Source organism: Ectobacillus sp. JY-23, from assembly GCF_023022965.1.
Taxonomy (GTDB): domain Bacteria; phylum Bacillota; class Bacilli; order Bacillales; family Bacillaceae_G; genus Ectobacillus.
Genome location: NZ_CP095462.1, coordinates 1,657,644 through 1,673,621, shown reverse-complemented (window position 1 = coordinate 1,673,621; position 15,978 = coordinate 1,657,644). Strand labels below are relative to the sequence as shown.

General features: G+C 41.3%; 17 protein-coding genes and 2 other annotated features (1 of these 19 cut by a window edge). All 17 genes read left to right on the top strand.

The features are described from left to right. Positions 1 to 166, top strand: a binding site (T-box leader); it begins 55 nt to the left of the window's first position. A 190-nt stretch (positions 167 to 356) separates the two neighbouring features. The 17 genes from MUG87_RS08720 (at position 357) to MUG87_RS08640 (ending at position 15,978) form a co-directional block, all read left to right on the top strand. Beyond that, a complete protein-coding gene (locus tag MUG87_RS08720) occupies positions 357 to 2,993 on the top strand; it encodes a valine--tRNA ligase (RefSeq protein WP_247087081.1) in 2,637 nt (878 codons plus the stop codon). Positions 2,994 to 3,071: 78 nt separating this feature from the next. Further along, a complete protein-coding gene (locus MUG87_RS08715) occupies positions 3,072 to 4,361 on the top strand; it encodes a bifunctional folylpolyglutamate synthase/dihydrofolate synthase (RefSeq protein ID WP_247087080.1) in 1,290 nt (429 codons plus the stop codon). A gap of 142 nt (positions 4,362 to 4,503) precedes the next feature. Beyond that, positions 4,504 to 5,397, top strand: a complete 894-nt coding sequence (locus MUG87_RS08710) for a hypothetical protein (protein WP_247087079.1) — start codon at positions 4,504 to 4,506, stop codon at positions 5,395 to 5,397. Positions 5,398 to 5,561: 164 nt separating this feature from the next. Continuing rightward, entirely contained in the window at positions 5,562 to 6,122 is a 561-nt protein-coding gene (locus tag MUG87_RS08705; protein WP_247087078.1) for a Maf family protein, read from the top strand. Continuing rightward, positions 6,119 to 6,796, top strand: a complete 678-nt coding sequence (gene radC, locus MUG87_RS08700; protein WP_247087077.1) for a RadC family protein — start codon at positions 6,119 to 6,121, stop codon at positions 6,794 to 6,796. The genes MUG87_RS08705 and radC overlap by 4 nt, the downstream gene beginning before the upstream one ends. Positions 6,797 to 6,944: 148 nt before the next feature. Continuing rightward, complete coding sequence (gene mreB / locus MUG87_RS08695) at positions 6,945 to 7,964, top strand: cell shape-determining protein MreB (protein ID WP_124563241.1); 1,020 nt, start codon at positions 6,945 to 6,947, stop codon at positions 7,962 to 7,964. A gap of 17 nt (positions 7,965 to 7,981) precedes the next feature. Continuing rightward, positions 7,982 to 8,839 (top strand): rod shape-determining protein MreC, encoded by an 858-nt coding sequence (gene mreC / locus MUG87_RS08690; RefSeq protein WP_247087076.1) that lies wholly within the window; start codon positions 7,982 to 7,984, stop codon positions 8,837 to 8,839. Between the two features lie 13 nt (positions 8,840 to 8,852). Beyond that, the gene (gene mreD, locus MUG87_RS08685) at positions 8,853 to 9,371 is read left to right on the top strand and encodes a rod shape-determining protein MreD (protein ID WP_247087075.1); all 519 of its coding nucleotides are present in this window, start codon (positions 8,853 to 8,855) and stop codon (positions 9,369 to 9,371) included. Positions 9,372 to 9,420: 49 nt separating this feature from the next. Next, a complete protein-coding gene (gene minC, locus MUG87_RS08680; protein ID WP_247087074.1) occupies positions 9,421 to 10,095 on the top strand; it encodes a septum site-determining protein MinC in 675 nt (224 codons plus the stop codon). Positions 10,096 to 10,097: 2 nt separating this feature from the next. Next, positions 10,098 to 10,895: a septum site-determining protein MinD gene (gene minD, locus MUG87_RS08675; RefSeq protein WP_124563245.1), complete on the top strand. Its 798-nt coding sequence runs from the start codon at positions 10,098 to 10,100 to the stop codon at positions 10,893 to 10,895. Between the two features lie 321 nt (positions 10,896 to 11,216). Continuing rightward, on the top strand, positions 11,217 to 11,969 hold the full coding sequence (locus MUG87_RS08670; RefSeq protein ID WP_247087073.1) for a M23 family metallopeptidase: 753 nt from the start codon (positions 11,217 to 11,219) through the stop codon (positions 11,967 to 11,969). Continuing rightward, on the top strand, positions 11,962 to 12,819 hold the full coding sequence (locus MUG87_RS08665; protein WP_247087072.1) for a M50 family metallopeptidase: 858 nt from the start codon (positions 11,962 to 11,964) through the stop codon (positions 12,817 to 12,819). The genes MUG87_RS08670 and MUG87_RS08665 overlap by 8 nt, the downstream gene beginning before the upstream one ends. A gap of 66 nt (positions 12,820 to 12,885) precedes the next feature. Further along, positions 12,886 to 14,274, top strand: a complete 1,389-nt coding sequence (locus tag MUG87_RS08660) for an Rne/Rng family ribonuclease (protein ID WP_247087071.1) — start codon at positions 12,886 to 12,888, stop codon at positions 14,272 to 14,274. Positions 14,275 to 14,341: 67 nt separating this feature from the next. After that, positions 14,342 to 14,415: a sequence feature (ribosomal protein L21 leader region), on the top strand. A gap of 14 nt (positions 14,416 to 14,429) precedes the next feature. Then, positions 14,430 to 14,738, top strand: a complete 309-nt coding sequence (gene rplU / locus MUG87_RS08655; protein ID WP_247087070.1) for a 50S ribosomal protein L21 — start codon at positions 14,430 to 14,432, stop codon at positions 14,736 to 14,738. 7 nt (positions 14,739 to 14,745) lie between these two features. Continuing rightward, complete coding sequence (locus MUG87_RS08650; RefSeq protein WP_247087069.1) at positions 14,746 to 15,084, top strand: ribosomal-processing cysteine protease Prp; 339 nt, start codon at positions 14,746 to 14,748, stop codon at positions 15,082 to 15,084. A gap of 3 nt (positions 15,085 to 15,087) precedes the next feature. Beyond that, the gene (gene rpmA / locus MUG87_RS08645; RefSeq protein ID WP_124563251.1) at positions 15,088 to 15,378 is read left to right on the top strand and encodes a 50S ribosomal protein L27; all 291 of its coding nucleotides are present in this window, start codon (positions 15,088 to 15,090) and stop codon (positions 15,376 to 15,378) included. Between the two features lie 66 nt (positions 15,379 to 15,444). Further along, the gene (locus tag MUG87_RS08640) at positions 15,445 to 15,978 is read left to right on the top strand and encodes a Spo0B C-terminal domain-containing protein (protein ID WP_247087068.1); all 534 of its coding nucleotides are present in this window, start codon (positions 15,445 to 15,447) and stop codon (positions 15,976 to 15,978) included.

Here is a 15,978-nt window from a genome sequence, read left to right as displayed (position 1 = left end):
CCATTGGTGGGAGGTTTTTCAAATGACAGCACTTGAAGGTCGCCCTTGAGCAGCTTCTTTGAACTTGAAGTAGGAGAAGCCGGTGTAACCCGTTACGTATTTGAGTGTGCAGGCGTAGTCTGCAAAAAAAGGTGGTACCGCGAATATAACTCCATTCGTCCTTTTATAAGGGATGAGTGGAGTTTTTTTATTTTTAAGGCTGTGTTAAAGCGTGATATTGATAATCAGCACTTGTTGATTGGCGTGGAAGGGCTACAAAAGCGAATTAAAGGCACGTTATGCGTCTAGGAGGCTTCCCCTTGTAGCAGAGATCAACAAAAAACTTTCACAGAGCCATTTTTAAAGGAGGAAATAATATGACGGAAAAAAATTTACCAACAAAATACGACCATTTGTCCGTCGAGGAAGGTCGCTATAAATGGTGGCTGGAGGGCAAATACTTTGAAGCAAAGGGCGAGGCGGAAAAACAGCCTTACACAATTGTGATTCCACCGCCAAACGTAACAGGTAAGCTCCATTTAGGCCATGCGTGGGATACAACATTGCAAGATATTCTTACGCGTGCAAAGCGTATGCAAGGTTATGACGTATTATGGCTACCTGGTATGGATCATGCAGGCATTGCAACACAGGCCAAGGTAGAAGCAAAGCTTCGTGAAGAAGGCGTGAGCCGTTATGACCTAGGTCGCGAGAAGTTTCTAGAAAAAGCTTGGGAATGGAAAGATGAGTATGCTTCTCATATTCGTGCGCAGTGGGAAAAGCTGGGTCTTGGATTAGACTATTCTCGTGAGCGTTTTACGCTTGATGAAGGTCTATCTGATGCTGTAAAACGTGTATTCGTTGAGCTGTACAAAAAAGGTCTCATTTATCGTGGTGAGTATATTATCAACTGGGATCCCGCTACCAAAACAGCATTATCAGATATTGAAGTTATTTACAAAGACGTACAAGGCGCGTTCTATCATATGCGTTATCCTCTTGCGGACGGTTCCGGCTACATTGAAGTTGCTACAACGCGTCCTGAAACTATGCTAGGAGATACAGCAATTGCAGTACATCCAGAAGATGAGCGCTATCAACATTTAATTGGGAAAACAGCAATCCTACCAATCGTTGGCCGTGAAATTCCAATTGTTGGCGATGAGTATGTAGATAAAGAATTTGGTTCTGGCGCTGTTAAAATTACCCCAGCACATGATCCGAACGACTTTGAAATTGGAAACCGTCATAACTTACCGCGTATTCTTGTGATGAATGAAGATGGAACAATGAATGAGAAAGCAGGTAAATACGAGGGAATGGATCGCTTTGCCTGCCGCAAGCAAATCGTAAAGGATTTACAAGAACAAGGTGTACTAATCAAAATTGAGGAGCATATGCACTCTGTAGGCCACAGCGAGCGAAGTGATGCAGTTGTCGAGCCATATTTGTCCACACAATGGTTTGTGAAAATGCAGCCTCTTGCGGATGCAGCCATTGCACTTCAAGAACAAGAAGAAAAGGTTTCCTTTGTTCCAGAGCGTTTTGAGAAAACATATCTGCGCTGGATGGAGAACATTCGCGACTGGTGTATTTCTCGTCAACTTTGGTGGGGACACCGCATTCCGGCTTGGTATCATAAAGAAACCGGAGAAGTGTATGTAGATGAAAAGCCGCCGGCTGATATTGAAAATTGGGAACAGGATAATGATGTATTAGATACGTGGTTCAGCTCAGCGCTGTGGCCGTTCTCAACTCTTGGCTGGCCAGACGCTGATGCTGCTGATTTCAAACGCTACTATTCAACTGATGTACTAGTAACAGGTTATGACATTATCTTCTTCTGGGTATCTCGTATGATTTTCCAAGGTTTGGAGTTCACGGGGCAACGTCCATTTAAGGACGTATTGATTCATGGTCTTGTTCGCGATGCACAAGGGCGTAAAATGAGTAAATCTCTGGGCAATGGTGTAGATCCAATGGATGTTATTGCACAGTACGGTGCGGATTCACTTCGTTATTTCTTATCTACAGGCAGTGCGCCAGGACAAGATTTGCGCTTTAGTATTGAAAAGGTAGAGTCTACCTGGAACTTTATTAATAAAATTTGGAATGCTTCTCGCTTTGTATTGATGAACTTAGGTGAAATGAAGCATGAAGATATCGATTTGACAGGCGAAAAGTCTGTTGCGGATAAATGGATTTTAACTCGCTTGAACGAGACAATCGAAAGCGTGACAAAGAATCTTGACAAATACGAACTTGGTGAAGTTGGTCGTGCACTATATAACTTCATTTGGGACGATTTCTGTGATTGGTACATTGAAATGGCAAAGCTACCTCTTTATGGGGAAGATGAAGCTGCTAAGCATACCACACGCTCAGTACTCGCATATGTGTTGGAAAGCACAATGAAGCTATTACACCCGTTTATGCCTTTCGTAACAGAAGAAATTTGGCAGCACCTTCCACATGAAGGCGAATCCATTACGATTGCAAAGTGGCCGACAGTACGTGAAGATTTAGCTGATAGCAAAGCTGCGGAAGAAATGCATCTTCTTGTGGAGATTATCCGCTCTGTTCGTAACATTCGTGCGGAAGTAAACACACCGCTTAGCAAAAAGATTCAGATGCAAATTAAAGCAAAAGATGGAGCAATTCTTGCGAGCTTGCAAGCTAACAGCGCATACATTGAGCGCTTCTGTAACCCAAGCGATTTAACAATTGCAACGGATATACAGGCGCCGGACAAAGCAATGACAGCTGTTGTGACAGGAGCAGAGTTGTTCTTACCGCTAGAAGGCTTACTGAATTTAGACGAAGAAATCAGCCGTTTGGAGAAAGAGCTGAAAAAGCTAGATAGCGAAGTGGAACGTGTCGAGAAAAAGCTTGGCAACGAAGGTTTTGTAAAAAAAGCGCCAGCTCATGTGATTGAAGAAGAACGTAAGAAGCAACAAGACTACATGGAAAAACGCGAAGCGGTTCGTGCACGCTTAGTGGAAATCAAGAAATAATAGCATAGCCCAACAAGGATATAATAGGTTCAGAAGCTGAACAGCCCTTGTTGGGCTTTTTTATAGGGGGGACTTTTCATGTATACATATAAAGAAGCACTCGACTGGATTCACAGCCGTCTGCAGTTCGGTATTAAACCTGGGCTAGAACGAATGGAATGGATGCTGGCCGAGCTCGGAAACCCGCACCAAAAAATAGCATGTGTTCATATTGCCGGTACAAACGGCAAAGGCTCTACTGTTACTTATATGCGTACAATTCTGCAGGAAGCTGGTTATACAATCGGGACATTTACTTCACCTTACATTGAAACATTTAATGAGCGGATTAGTGTGAATGGTACACCAATTTCTGATAATGATATCACTCATCTGGTACAAACGGTGAAGCCAGTTGTGGACAGGTTGGAGCAAACAAATCTAGGTGTAGCAACCGAGTTTGAAATTATTACAGTAATGGCTTTTTACTACTTTGGACTTGTTCAAGCTTGTGATGTAGTGCTGTTAGAAACAGGACTTGGAGGTCGGTATGATTCAACTAACGTGGTTCATCCGTTGCTTAGTATCATCACAACGATTGGTCACGATCATATGCATATTCTCGGTGAAACACTCACCGCAATTGCAGGAGAAAAGGCCGGCATTATTAAACACAACGTCCCTGTTATTACAGGTGTTTCACAGCCAGAGGCTGTAGAAGTTATTCTGGTGGAAGCATCTAGGCAGAAAGCACCGGTATATCAGTTGCATACCGATTTTACAAGCCGATACATTGCTTCTTCTGAAGGAGGAGAAGTATTTTCGTTTACAACTGAAAAAGACTCATGGGAAAGACTGGTTATTTCTATGAAGGGAGAACATCAAGTACATAACGCTTCCTTAGCATTGCGAGGTGTATTATACTTACGCGATCACCACCGGTTTGATATTACAAATCAGCATATAGAAAAAGGACTGCGTCAAGCGTTTTGGCTGGGGCGTTTTGAAACTATTGCTTCTAAACCGGATGTAATTCTTGACGGTGCTCATAATCCAGAAGGTGTAAATGGTCTGGTAAAGACACTGGAAACACATTATGGTGGTCGACATATAACAGTCTTATTCAGCGCTTTAGGAGATAAGCAGGTCGATGGTATGATTGCAGCGCTTGAAGGCATCGCAAATCAAATGATTTTTACGACCTTTGACTTTCCGCGTGCTGCAAGCCCTGAACTGCTGGCTGTATACAGTAAACAGCCGATTATCTACCATAACTGGAAAGAGGCCATTGAGGCAGTATATGGTCGCTTGACGCAAGAAGATGTATTTGTAATAACAGGTTCTCTCTATTTTATCGCAGAGGTTCGAAAATATTGGCGGTCACGGTAAAGAAGACAATTCGACAGTTCTACAACTCCTTCTAGCCGAATATACATGAGATATAAGGGAAAATGACGAACGCATATCGACAAATCTCATGTTACTTCTTAAGGTAGACATGTTACGCTTTGGATAGAAAGGGGATGGGGTTGTGGACAAGCAGTCTCCGAAAATATCGATTAAAGTCAATGGAACAGAAGCGAATTACATGGAAAAAGGGAGTGCCGCAACCTTGCCGTCTGCGGTCGATAATGTGCTGCCGTTTCGAGGAGAATATGAGGCGCCAATTTCAAAAAAAAGAATTGTACCTCATAAAAAATTACTGTTAACTGTAGGGTCTGCAGTTTTAATTGGGACAGGCTTTGGAGTAACCGTACTGCAAGTGATGGGAAGTGGCCAGGTAGCATCTAAAAAAGCCACTTCAGCCTCGGTTGCAACGTCTGTACCATCTTCTGGCGCTTTGCAAACTTCTGTACAAGAGTTAACACCTGTGCAAGCGCATGTGATGCAAGTTGCGGCCTTTTCTACAAAAGAGCAGGGAAATACAGCAGTCTCAGATTGGAAAAAGCAAGGTGTTCCGGCAGTGTTACGAGAATCCGGTGCTAAATTTTTTGTATTCATATCCGTTGCAGACAGTGACGTAATAGCCAAAGCAATTGGACAAAAGAAAAATATAAAAGGTTTATACAAGCCATGGTCAATTGAAGCAAAAGCTGTACCAAAAACATATGAAAAACAAACTGCGGTCATTGTTAAAGCAAATCAAGCACTAAATGGTCTATTACAGCAATCGTCTCTTTGCTTTACAACCGGAAAGGTAGACGATGCAACGTGGCAGAAACTTGAAAAAGAGATTAGTGCTATGAAAAAGCAAGAAAAAAATATTGAACAGGATGAGCTGAAAAAGCTTACAACGTATACTTCATTGGCGTTTGATACACTAAAAAGCTACCGTGAAAAGCAAGAAGAAGCCAATTTGATTAAGCTGCAGCAACTTTTATTGGACGGTCTGCTTGCATATGAGACCATCGTTACGGCCACGTAAGTGTATATTGATGAAAACTTGTAGGAGAAGAAGAGAGTATTCTTCTCTTTTTTATGTGTTATAGAAGAGAAAAAAGACATTTTTCCAACATTGTGACAAGATAGAAATTCTGATACGATGACGATATCTTCCTTCTAAAACGAAAAGAAAGAAAGGTGATAATCGTGAAACAAGTAATATTGGCATCAGGGTCTCCACGTCGCAACGAGTTGCTTGCCCTTTTAGACATCCCATTTGCGGTTCACGCCAGCCAAGTGGAAGAAATTGTGGATGAAACAAGCTTGCCTGAGGACATTGTTATGTCACTTGCACTCCAAAAGGCTCATGATGTAGCTCGTAATATGAAGGAAGCAATTGTGTTAGGTGCGGACACAGTTGTGGTAATTGACGGACAGGTGCTTGGGAAGCCTGAGAATAGACAAGATGCGGCTGCAACCCTGCGGCGGTTATCCGGCAGGACACATGAGGTGTTCACAGGTGTTGCAATTGTTTCCCGGGAAAAAGCGACAACATTCTACGAACGTACAGAAGTGACGTTTTATGAGCTAACAGAAGAAGATATCACGGCTTATCTGCAAACCGGAGAGCCGTTTGATAAAGCAGGAAGCTATGGAATCCAAGGAAGAGGCGCTGTATTAGTACGAAAAATTGCCGGGGATTACTATTCAGTTGTTGGTTTACCAATTGCTCGCGTAGCAAGAGAGCTACAGAGGTTTTTTATATGAGCGGTATTCGTGACATGGTGCGAGAAGATCAGCCGCGTGAACGAATGCTAACAGAAGGAGCAAGCAGTTTATCTAATACAGAACTGCTTGCTATTTTACTAAGAACAGGTTCAAAAGAGGAAAGTGTTTTGACATTAGCCAATCGAATTTTACATCATTTTGACGGATTAAGATTGCTAAAAGATGCAACAGTAGAAGAGATTACTGAAATTCATGGCATTGGTATAGCAAAAGCAGTTCAACTCATGGCTGCCTTTGAACTTGGACGCAGAATGGTACGACTGGAATATAAGCAGCGTTATAGTATCCGAAATCCAGAAGATTGTGCCAAGTATATGATGGAAGAAATGCGTTTTTTACAGCAGGAGCACTTTGTTTGTTTATATTTAAACACCAAAAATCAAATTATCCATCGACAAACGGTATTTATCGGTAGTTTGAACGCCTCCATCGTACATCCGCGCGAAGTGTTCCGCGAAGCATTGCGCCGTTCGGCGGCTTCTTTAATATGCCTTCATAATCATCCATCCGGCGACCCCTCGCCAAGCCGAGAAGATATTGAGGTTACCAAACGTTTAACCGAATGTGGTAAGATTATGGGTGTGGAGTTGCTCGACCATATCATTATCGGCGAACATAAATTTGTCAGCTTAAAGGAAAAAGGTTATATTTAATACTATTCATTTTTTTCATTTTGTTTTATAATGTGTTTTATGAGTTTTTTATAGGCTTTAGTTAACAATAAGATAAGTGAAATGTTGAAACGTTTTGTTTTTAAAATAAAAGCAAAGTATTTTCGTTTTAGAAAGGAAGATACAGAATATGTTGGGATTTGGCGGTTTTACTCGTGACCTTGGAATAGATTTAGGTACTGCAAATACGCTTGTATATGTGAAAGGAAAAGGTGTTGTGGTGCGTGAGCCATCAGTTGTGGCTATGCAAACAGATACAAAGCAGATTGTAGCGGTTGGTAACGATGCGAAAAAAATGATTGGTCGTACACCAGGAAACGTAGTGGCATTGCGCCCAATGCGCGATGGTGTTATCGCTGACTATGAAACAACAGCTACTATGATGAAATATTATATTAAGCAAGCACAAAAATCGAACGGATTTTTCTCACGTAAGCCATACGTTATGGTATGTGTGCCATCGGGGATTACAGCAGTAGAAAAACGTGCTGTTATCGATGCGACACGTCAAGCGGGTGCACGTGATGCATATCCGATTGAAGAGCCGTTTGCAGCTGCAATTGGTGCGAACCTTCCTGTATGGGAGCCAACAGGCAGCATGGTTGTAGATATTGGCGGTGGTACAACAGAAGTTGCCATTATCTCTCTTGGTGGTATTGTAACAAGTCAATCTATCCGTGTGGCTGGGGATGAAATGGACGAGTCCATTATCCAGTATATTAAGAAAAACTATAATTTAATGATTGGTGAACGTACAGCCGAAGCATTAAAATTAGAAATTGGCTCTGCTGGAAGCCCAGAAGGCATTGAGCCAATGGAAATTCGTGGACGTGATTTAATTACAGGTCTTCCAAAAACAGTTTTAATTCAACCGGAAGAAGTGGCAGAGGCGCTGCGCGACACGGTAGTTGCGATTGTGGAATCTGTAAAAAATACATTGGAAAAAACACCGCCTGAGCTAGCAGCGGATATTATGGATCGCGGTATTGTCTTAACAGGCGGCGGTGCATTGCTTCGCAACTTAGATAAGGTAATCAGTGAAGAAACAAATATGCCTGTATTAGTTGCGGAAAATCCTTTGGATTGCGTAGCAATCGGAACAGGAAAAGCGCTTGATAACATTGACCTATTTAAAACAAAATTAAGCTGATTTAAGAGGGTGTAGGCGTGCCGCAGTTTTTCTTCAATAAACGTTTAATTGTATTACTGGTTAGTATTATTCTACTTGTAACGTTAATTGGGATTTCTTTAAAGGAACGTCAAAAACTCACTTGGCCGGAGCAGTTTATTAAAGATGCCGTCGGTGTCGTAGAACGAGTATTGAATAAGCCCGCACAAGCTGTGGCGGGCTTATTTCAAGATATTGAAGACTTAAAGCGTACATATGAAGAAAATAAGGTACTAAAGGCAAAGCTGGATAAATATGCCGAGCTTTCTTCAAGAGTAGGAGAGTTAACGAAGGAGAATGAAGAATTTCGTGCGATTTTAGGCAAAGAGCAATCTCTTCGTCAATTCGATCCGCTTCATACGACAGTCATTGGACGAAATCCGGATAAGTGGTACGATTTGGTTTCTATTGATAAAGGTGCCCAACAAGGCGTAAAAAAAGATATGGCCGTTATCACTGATAAAGGTTTGATTGGGAAGATAAAAAGTGTTTCACAATTTACAGCTACCGTAGAGCTGCTCAGTTCATTGAATCGAACCAATCGTATTTCAGCGTTTGTGCAAGATGATACAACAATTTTTGGTTTGATTGAAGGATATGACAAAGATAAACAAGCACTTATCTTCACCAAAATTCCATCAGATGCGGTTATTAAAAAAGATCAAATTGTGGTAACATCAGGACTTGGCGGCATTTTTCCAAATGGACTTGTAATTGGGACGGTAATAGATGCAAAACCCGATGAATATGGATTAACGCAAACTGCGTATGTAAAGCCTGCGGCAAATCTCAATGATGTAAACAATGTCATTGTGGCGAGACGTACAATGCTTGCAGCGCAGGAAGAATTGCAATAAAGGGAGGGGTACAATGCAAAAGCTTATTCTTCCTCTCTTTTTGTTGTTGATTTTTATTCTGGAAAGTTTGTTTTCTTCAGTTGTACCGACCGATTTATTTAAAAAAGATACAATCGCCGCACCGCATTTTTTATTTGCAGTACTGGTGTTTATCACAATTTACTATAACTCCGGAAAAGGTATGTATTTTGCGCTTATCTTCGGATTTCTATTCGATATGGTGTATACAGAGCTAATCGGTATATATTTATTTGCATACCCCATTTTAGTTTATATCGTTTTCAATGCAATGCGCATTTTGCAGATAAACGTATTTATCGTGTCTATTCTAGTATTGCTAGGTACAACAGCGCTTGAGTACTATGTGTACGGGTTTTTATCCCTTTTAGGAAGAACTCATTTATCACTAGGGATGTTCACTTTACAGCGCATGTTACCAACATTGTTATTGAATTTGATTTTCCTCATCCTTTTCTGCATCCCGCTTCGAAAATATTTATTAAAACTTCTTGCGGTTACGGAAGAAAAATAAAGAGGATTTTTTGTCTTTATGTCGAATTGAATCGATGGGGTGAGTTTTAGTGAAGCAACAATACGTAACTATTAAAGGAACAAAAGATGGATTGACGTTGCATTTGGATGATGCTTGTTCATTTGAGGAATTGTTACAGGAAATCGATGAAAAACTTTCGACAAGCTACTACGATAGCGATGACCGTTCGCTTATTGAAGTGCAAGTTAGGGTAGGAAATCGTTATGTGACGACCAAGCAGGAGGAAATGCTTCGAACTCTCATCCGCAATAAAAAGAATTTAGTTGTAAATACCATTGAAAGCAATGTGATGACAAAAGAGCAGGCAATGGAATGGAGAAGTGAGACAGAGATTGTGTCTGTAACAAAAATCATCCGCTCTGGTCAATGCTTGGAGGTAAAGGGAGACTTATTATTGATTGGAGATGTGAATCCCGGTGGTACTGTTATTGCAGGTGGGAACATTTTCATTATTGGAGCGCTACGTGGTATTGCTCATGCCGGATCTCGTGGCAATGACGAAGCGATCATTGCAGCTTCGCTTATGAATCCGATGCAACTTAAAATTGGTGATATTGTGAACAGGGCGCCTGATGCAAAAGGGGATGGGCATACCATGGAATGTGCTTATATAAATCAAGACAAGCAAATTGTTGTGGACCGCATTCAACTTCTCACTCATCTCAGACCTAATTTAACAAGGCTAGAAAGGGGAATTGTATAGCTGTGGGAGAGGCAATTGTTATTACATCTGGAAAAGGCGGAGTCGGCAAAACAACTACCTCCGCAAATCTTGGGACAGCTCTGGCTTTATCTGAGAAAAAGGTCTGCTTAATCGACACAGACATCGGTCTGCGCAATCTGGATGTTGTCATGGGACTAGAGAACCGCATCGTATTCGATTTGGTTGATGTAGTGGAGGGACGCTGTCGTTTGCCGCAGGCACTGATTAAAGACAAGCGCTTTGAAGAACTATATTTATTACCTGCTGCGCAAACTAGAGATAAATCAGCGGTCACACCTGAACAAATGAAAGCAATTATTCAAGAACTGCGACAAGACTTTGATTACATATTAATTGATTGTCCGGCGGGGATTGAGCAAGGATTTAAAAATGCTGTTGCCGGAGCCGATAAAGCAATTGTAGTGACAACGCCGGAAGTGTCCTCTATGCGTGATGCAGACCGCATTATTGGTTTATTGGAGCAAGAAGATATCGAGCCACCAAAACTCATTATTAACCGTGTGCGCAGCCACATGTTAAAACAAGAAGAAACATTAAGTGTAGATGATATCGCAAGAACACTTTCTATCGAACTAATTGGTGTTGTAGAAGATGACGACGCTGTTATTAGAGCTACGAATACGGGAGAACCTGTGGCCTTGCATCCAAATGGTAAAGCTTCTTTAGCGTACCGTAATATTGCAAGAAGGCTTCTTGGCGAAGAGATTCCTTTACAAAACTTAGGAACAGAAAAAGGAAATGTACTTTCAAAAGTAAAAAAATTCTTTGGTTTCCGTTAAGCACTTCATCATTTGATGAAGTGCTTTTTTGTATGATGGAATTCCAAAGCTTATGGAGAACGAGCCGCTTGCGCTTTTTTTAATCCAGCTGCGCCTCCTAGGGACTGCCATCTAAGAACCTCAGCCTCAAAAAGGCAAAAAGCGCCTTTTAGGGATGTGAACCTTCGCTTCTGTGCCTAAACAGTCGGCTCCGCTTTTCTGGTCTATCTCGATAGGACAACTCATACATATTAGAGTACAAGTTGTATAGTGACATCGGGATAAGAGTTTGCGAGAGTGCAGACAAGTATGGATATAGACGAAAGAGAGGAGAAGGTGTCTATGAAAAAACGGCGTGTGGATGAAATTCGCAAGCGTATTGCCAAACGTAAGGCAGCACAGCAAAAGCAGGCGTATGAAAAAGATGCAGATGTGTTCTTACTGCCAGATGAAGAGTATACAGCACCCGTTATCTTTGAAGAGGAAGAACGAACAATACACCCGTTGTTTCGAAAAGAAGTATTCTTATTGAAAACCCTTTGTGCCGCCTGTTTGGTTCTTCTTCTGGCGATTGCCTTTAAAAAGCCTTCCGCTGCACTTGAGCCTGTGCGTTCTACAGCGCAAGCTGTGATGCAACAGGAGTTTCAGTTTGCGACCGTTACGAATTGGTATGAAAAGCAATTTGGAAAACCATTAACACTGCTTCCATCTTCTCAAAAAGTAGATAAAGTCAAAAATACGTATGCGGTTCCAGCATCAGGAAAAGTATTACAAAATTTTAAAACAAATGGGCAAGGTGTGTTGTTTCAAACAAATGTGAATGCAAATGTAGATGCAGTAAATGAGGGAGTTGCTATTTTTGTAGGAACGAAGCAGGACTTGGGGAATACCGTTATCATTCAGCATACAGACGGTACAGAATCCTGGTACGGTAATTTAGCGGAGGTTTCTGTAACCTTATACGGGTATGTCAAGAAAGAACAAAAGATAGGTAGAGTACAAAATAGTCCTGACGGTAAAAATGGACAATTTTATTTTGCGTTTAAAAAAGGTAATGCGTTCGTAGATCCAATTGAGGTGATTTCATTTGAATAGATATATGGATGTGTTTACGAAACTATCCATTCACCCTCTGTTCTGGGTACTTATTGCTGTTGGAGTAATGACCGCACACTTTAGAGAAATCTTGATTCTATTCAGCATCGTATTTATTCATGAGCTAGGTCATGCACTTGCAGCTGCTCATTATCGGTGGCGTATTAAACAAATTCAATTGTTGCCGTTTGGCGGTGTTGCAGAACTTGAAGAGCATGGGAATAAGCCCTTAAAAGAAGAACTGGTAGTCATAGCTGCTGGTCCTATACAACATGTGTGGATGATGGGAGCCGCTTATGCATTATATGAGACGGGGATGCTATCTTCTTATCTATATACAACCTTTTTTTGGAGCAATATCAGTTTGTTGTTATTTAATTTATTGCCAATTTGGCCGCTTGATGGAGGCAAGATTATGTTCAATGTGTTGTCCACCAGATGGCCGTTCCTCGCAGCCCACCGCCGCATGTTGCTGATATCCAGTATTTTCTTTTGTTTGATTGCGCTTGGTGGTTTATTTCTTAATACGCTAAATCTTACCATGTGGGTGATGCTATGTTTTCTTGCTACCTCAATTTATCTCGAGTGGAAGCAACAGAAATATGCATTTATGCGTTTTTTACTCGATCGCTATTATGGCGGCAAGCGTACTATTGAGAAGATCGATGTGATTACAGTCAATGAAACGATGCCCTTATATACAATTTTTGAACAATTTCGTCGTGGCTATAAGCATTCAGTAGTGATAAAAGGACGCCGGGAGCAGTATACGCTTGATGAAAATGAATTATTATATGCGTATTTTACTGAAAAAAGGATTAGCTCCTCCATTGGAGAGCTAATCGGCTAGTGTTGACATCGGCACTAGCCTTTTTGTATCTTAAAGTACACCGAGACAAAAGTGAGGCTATTAGATTTGAGAACATTATACGTAAATGCATTAGGAACAGAAAAGCGTGTTGCGGTTGTAGAAAATGACCGCGTTGTAGAAGTATTTATGGATCGACCAGGGGAAGAAGATCTTGTCGGTAATATATACATAGGAAGGGTGACGAAAGTACTGCCTGGAATGGATGCTGCTTTTGTTGATGTAGGATTAGACAAGCAGGGGTATTTGCACAAAAGTGCCATTCCCGGAGGCGAAGAAAAACCAATTCAAGAGCTCGTTTATCAAGGGCAGGCTGTAGTCATTCAAGTTGTAAAGGAAGCTATCGACACAAAAGGTCCAAAACTAACTGCTAAAATAGAAATACCGGGTGTATATGCTGTGTATTTGCCGCATGAAAATATCACCGCGGTGTCCCGTAATATTCAAGAACAAGAGCGCAAGCTAGCGCTGCGGGAATTAGGCAACCGGATGAGTGGCGGATTTATTTTTCGTTCTGCCTGCGAGCATGCGGATTTATTGATAATTAAGGAAGAAATGGAGCAACTGCAAGCGTTATATAAGATCATATGTGCAACAAACGGATTTCCACCTATGTTATTGCATCAAGCCAAGTCTTTTTTAGACAGAATCCTTCATGAGATTCCGCTTCATACCATTTCTCATATCGTAACGGACAGTACCGAAATGCAGCAAATCATTCAGACGCAAACAAAAAGAAATATTACAACTCTTTATCGCGGCAAGGAGTCATTGTTTTCTGCTTATCATATTGAGAGCGAAATTGAAAAAGCATTAAAAAAAATTGTTTGGCTGGACAATGGCGCATACATACTCATTGAGCAAACAGAAACAATGACAGTCATTGATGTAAACACAGGAAAATTCACCGGAAAGGGTAGACAAGAAGATACGAATTTACAGACAAATATATACGCAGCAAAAGAGATTGCAAGGCAACTTCGCCTTCGTGATATTGGCGGTATGATTGCTATGGATTTTATTAATATGAAAGAGAAGCATCATCAAGAGCAGGTAAAACAAGTACTTTGGGAGGAGCTTTTGAAAGATGGTGCAATTACGAAAGTATTTTCCTTCACAGCGCTTGGCGTACTAGAGATGACAAGAAGAAGAAAACGAAAATCGTTACGTGATTACTTACTTGCAGCTTGTGATTGTTGTAAAGAAGGGCTTGTCATGTCTCCAGAAACAGCGGCATATAAGCTCGAAAGAGAGCTGCTGCAATATCGTGGCAGCGATTATGAGGCAGCGTTAGTAGAAGCGGATATGCGCACACAAGAAGTGTTTCAAACGCTTCAAAGCGTACTGGAGGTACATTTTTCGACTCGTATGACGCACGGTTTTACCATTCGTCATCTTGGGACAAAAGAGGAGGTTTTACGACTGAAAAACCAATAACCGTTATTGACATTGCAGTTGGTTCGTGATAACATCTTTTTGTTATGGTTTATAGCACCTAATTGGCTATACGCTGCAACCGCACATAACAGGTTTTAAATGACATGGCTCTGCCTGTCTATGGCGTGTCTTATAAATTATGAGGAGGTGCAATTATGTACGCAATTATCGAAACTGGTGGTAAACAAATCAAGGTTGAAGCAGGTCAAGCGATCTACGTAGAAAAGCTTGATGCACAAGCTGGTGACACAGTTACTTTCGACAAAGTTCTTTTCGTAGGCGGCGAAGATGTTAAAGTTGGTAGCCCGCTTGTAGCAGGTGCAACTGTTACTGCGAAAGTTGAAAAACAAGGTCGCGCTAAAAAGATCATTGTTTTCAAATACAAAGCGAAAAAGAACAACCGTCGTAAGCAAGGTCATCGTCAGCCATACACAAAGCTTGTAGTTGAAGCAATCAACGCGTAAGGTTGAAATGATTAAAGTTACGATACATCGCACATCATTAGGCATTCAATCGTTTGAAATGACGGGACATGCCAACTTTGCAGAGCATGGTAAAGACTTGGTCTGTGCCGGCGCATCAGCAGTTGTGTTTGGTTCCATCAATTCGATTGAAGCACTTTGTCATGTGCAGGCGAACATCAACCTTGGAAAAAACGGTGGTTTTTTAACGTATAGATTGCCTGAATTGGATGATGAAACGTTTCAAAAAACGCAGTTGCTTCTTGAAGGTATGCTAGTTTCGCTACGAACAATCGAAATGGACTATGGCAGGTACATTCGCATAAAAGAAATCATGCAGGAGGTGTAAACTATGTTAAGATTAGATCTTCAGTTTTTCGCATCCAAAAAAGGTGTAGGTAGCACAAAGAACGGTCGTGACTCTATCGCGAAGCGTCTAGGCGCTAAGCGTGCAGATGGTCAATTCGTATCTGGCGGCTCTATCCTTTACCGTCAACGCGGTACGAAAATTTATCCTGGAGTAAACGTTGGCCGCGGTGGTGACGATACTCTATACGCGAAGGTTGACGGCGTTGTACGCTTTGAGCGTCTTGGTCGTGACCGTAAGCAAGTGAGTGTATATCCTGTTGCTCAAGAAGCATAATGAAACTCACGGAAAGCTCTAACCTGAGTGCAGGTTAGAGCTTTTCTATATTAAAGGGGTATTCAGATGAAAACACAATGGACGGTTGTTGACGCTTTGCGGCATTCACGTCATGATTGGCTGAATCGTCTGCAATTGATTAAAGCTCACCTTTCTCTTGGAAACGAAGCACGAGTACAAGAGCTCATTCATGAATTTGTAGGGGAAGCACAACAAGAGTCACGTCTTATGAATGTAAAAATGCCTCTATTTACAGAATTATTATTAACATATACATGGAGTCATCCACCTTGCAATTTAGAATATGAAGTGCTGGGTGATGTACATACACTAACAAAGTATGATGAAGTAATGTATACATGGACACTACATTTTTTTAGCATGCTTCATCGAGTAGTTGATGTGTATGCGGAGAATCACTTATGTATTACAATTGAGCAGGATGATCGGTTTGCTCGTTTCTTTTTTGATTTTCGTGGCAAACTAGAAAATATAGATGAAATAAAAAACTGGGTTATACACAGAAGTAATAATATCGTTTCTTCTCATATTGCTTCAGAAGAGATATCAATTGAAATACAACTAACCAAAGAGGGGTGA

Excerpts from the sequence above, each read along its gene's own strand:
- rpmA (WP_124563251.1), top strand. The coding sequence starts at position 15,088 with ATGTTAAGATTAGATCTTCAGTTTTTCGCATCCAAAAAAGGTGTAGGT.
- MUG87_RS08720 (WP_247087081.1), top strand. The coding sequence starts at position 357 with ATGACGGAAAAAAATTTACCAACAAAATACGACCATTTGTCCGTCGAG.
- radC (WP_247087077.1), top strand. The coding sequence starts at position 6,119 with ATGAGCGGTATTCGTGACATGGTGCGAGAAGATCAGCCGCGTGAACGA.
- mreB (WP_124563241.1), top strand. The coding sequence starts at position 6,945 with ATGTTGGGATTTGGCGGTTTTACTCGTGACCTTGGAATAGATTTAGGT.
- rplU (WP_247087070.1), top strand. The coding sequence starts at position 14,430 with ATGTACGCAATTATCGAAACTGGTGGTAAACAAATCAAGGTTGAAGCA.
- MUG87_RS08640 (WP_247087068.1), top strand. The coding sequence starts at position 15,445 with ATGAAAACACAATGGACGGTTGTTGACGCTTTGCGGCATTCACGTCAT.
- MUG87_RS08670 (WP_247087073.1), top strand. The coding sequence starts at position 11,217 with ATGAAAAAACGGCGTGTGGATGAAATTCGCAAGCGTATTGCCAAACGT.
- MUG87_RS08650 (WP_247087069.1), top strand. The coding sequence starts at position 14,746 with ATGATTAAAGTTACGATACATCGCACATCATTAGGCATTCAATCGTTT.
- mreD (WP_247087075.1), top strand. The coding sequence starts at position 8,853 with ATGCAAAAGCTTATTCTTCCTCTCTTTTTGTTGTTGATTTTTATTCTG.
- MUG87_RS08715 (WP_247087080.1), top strand. The coding sequence starts at position 3,072 with ATGTATACATATAAAGAAGCACTCGACTGGATTCACAGCCGTCTGCAG.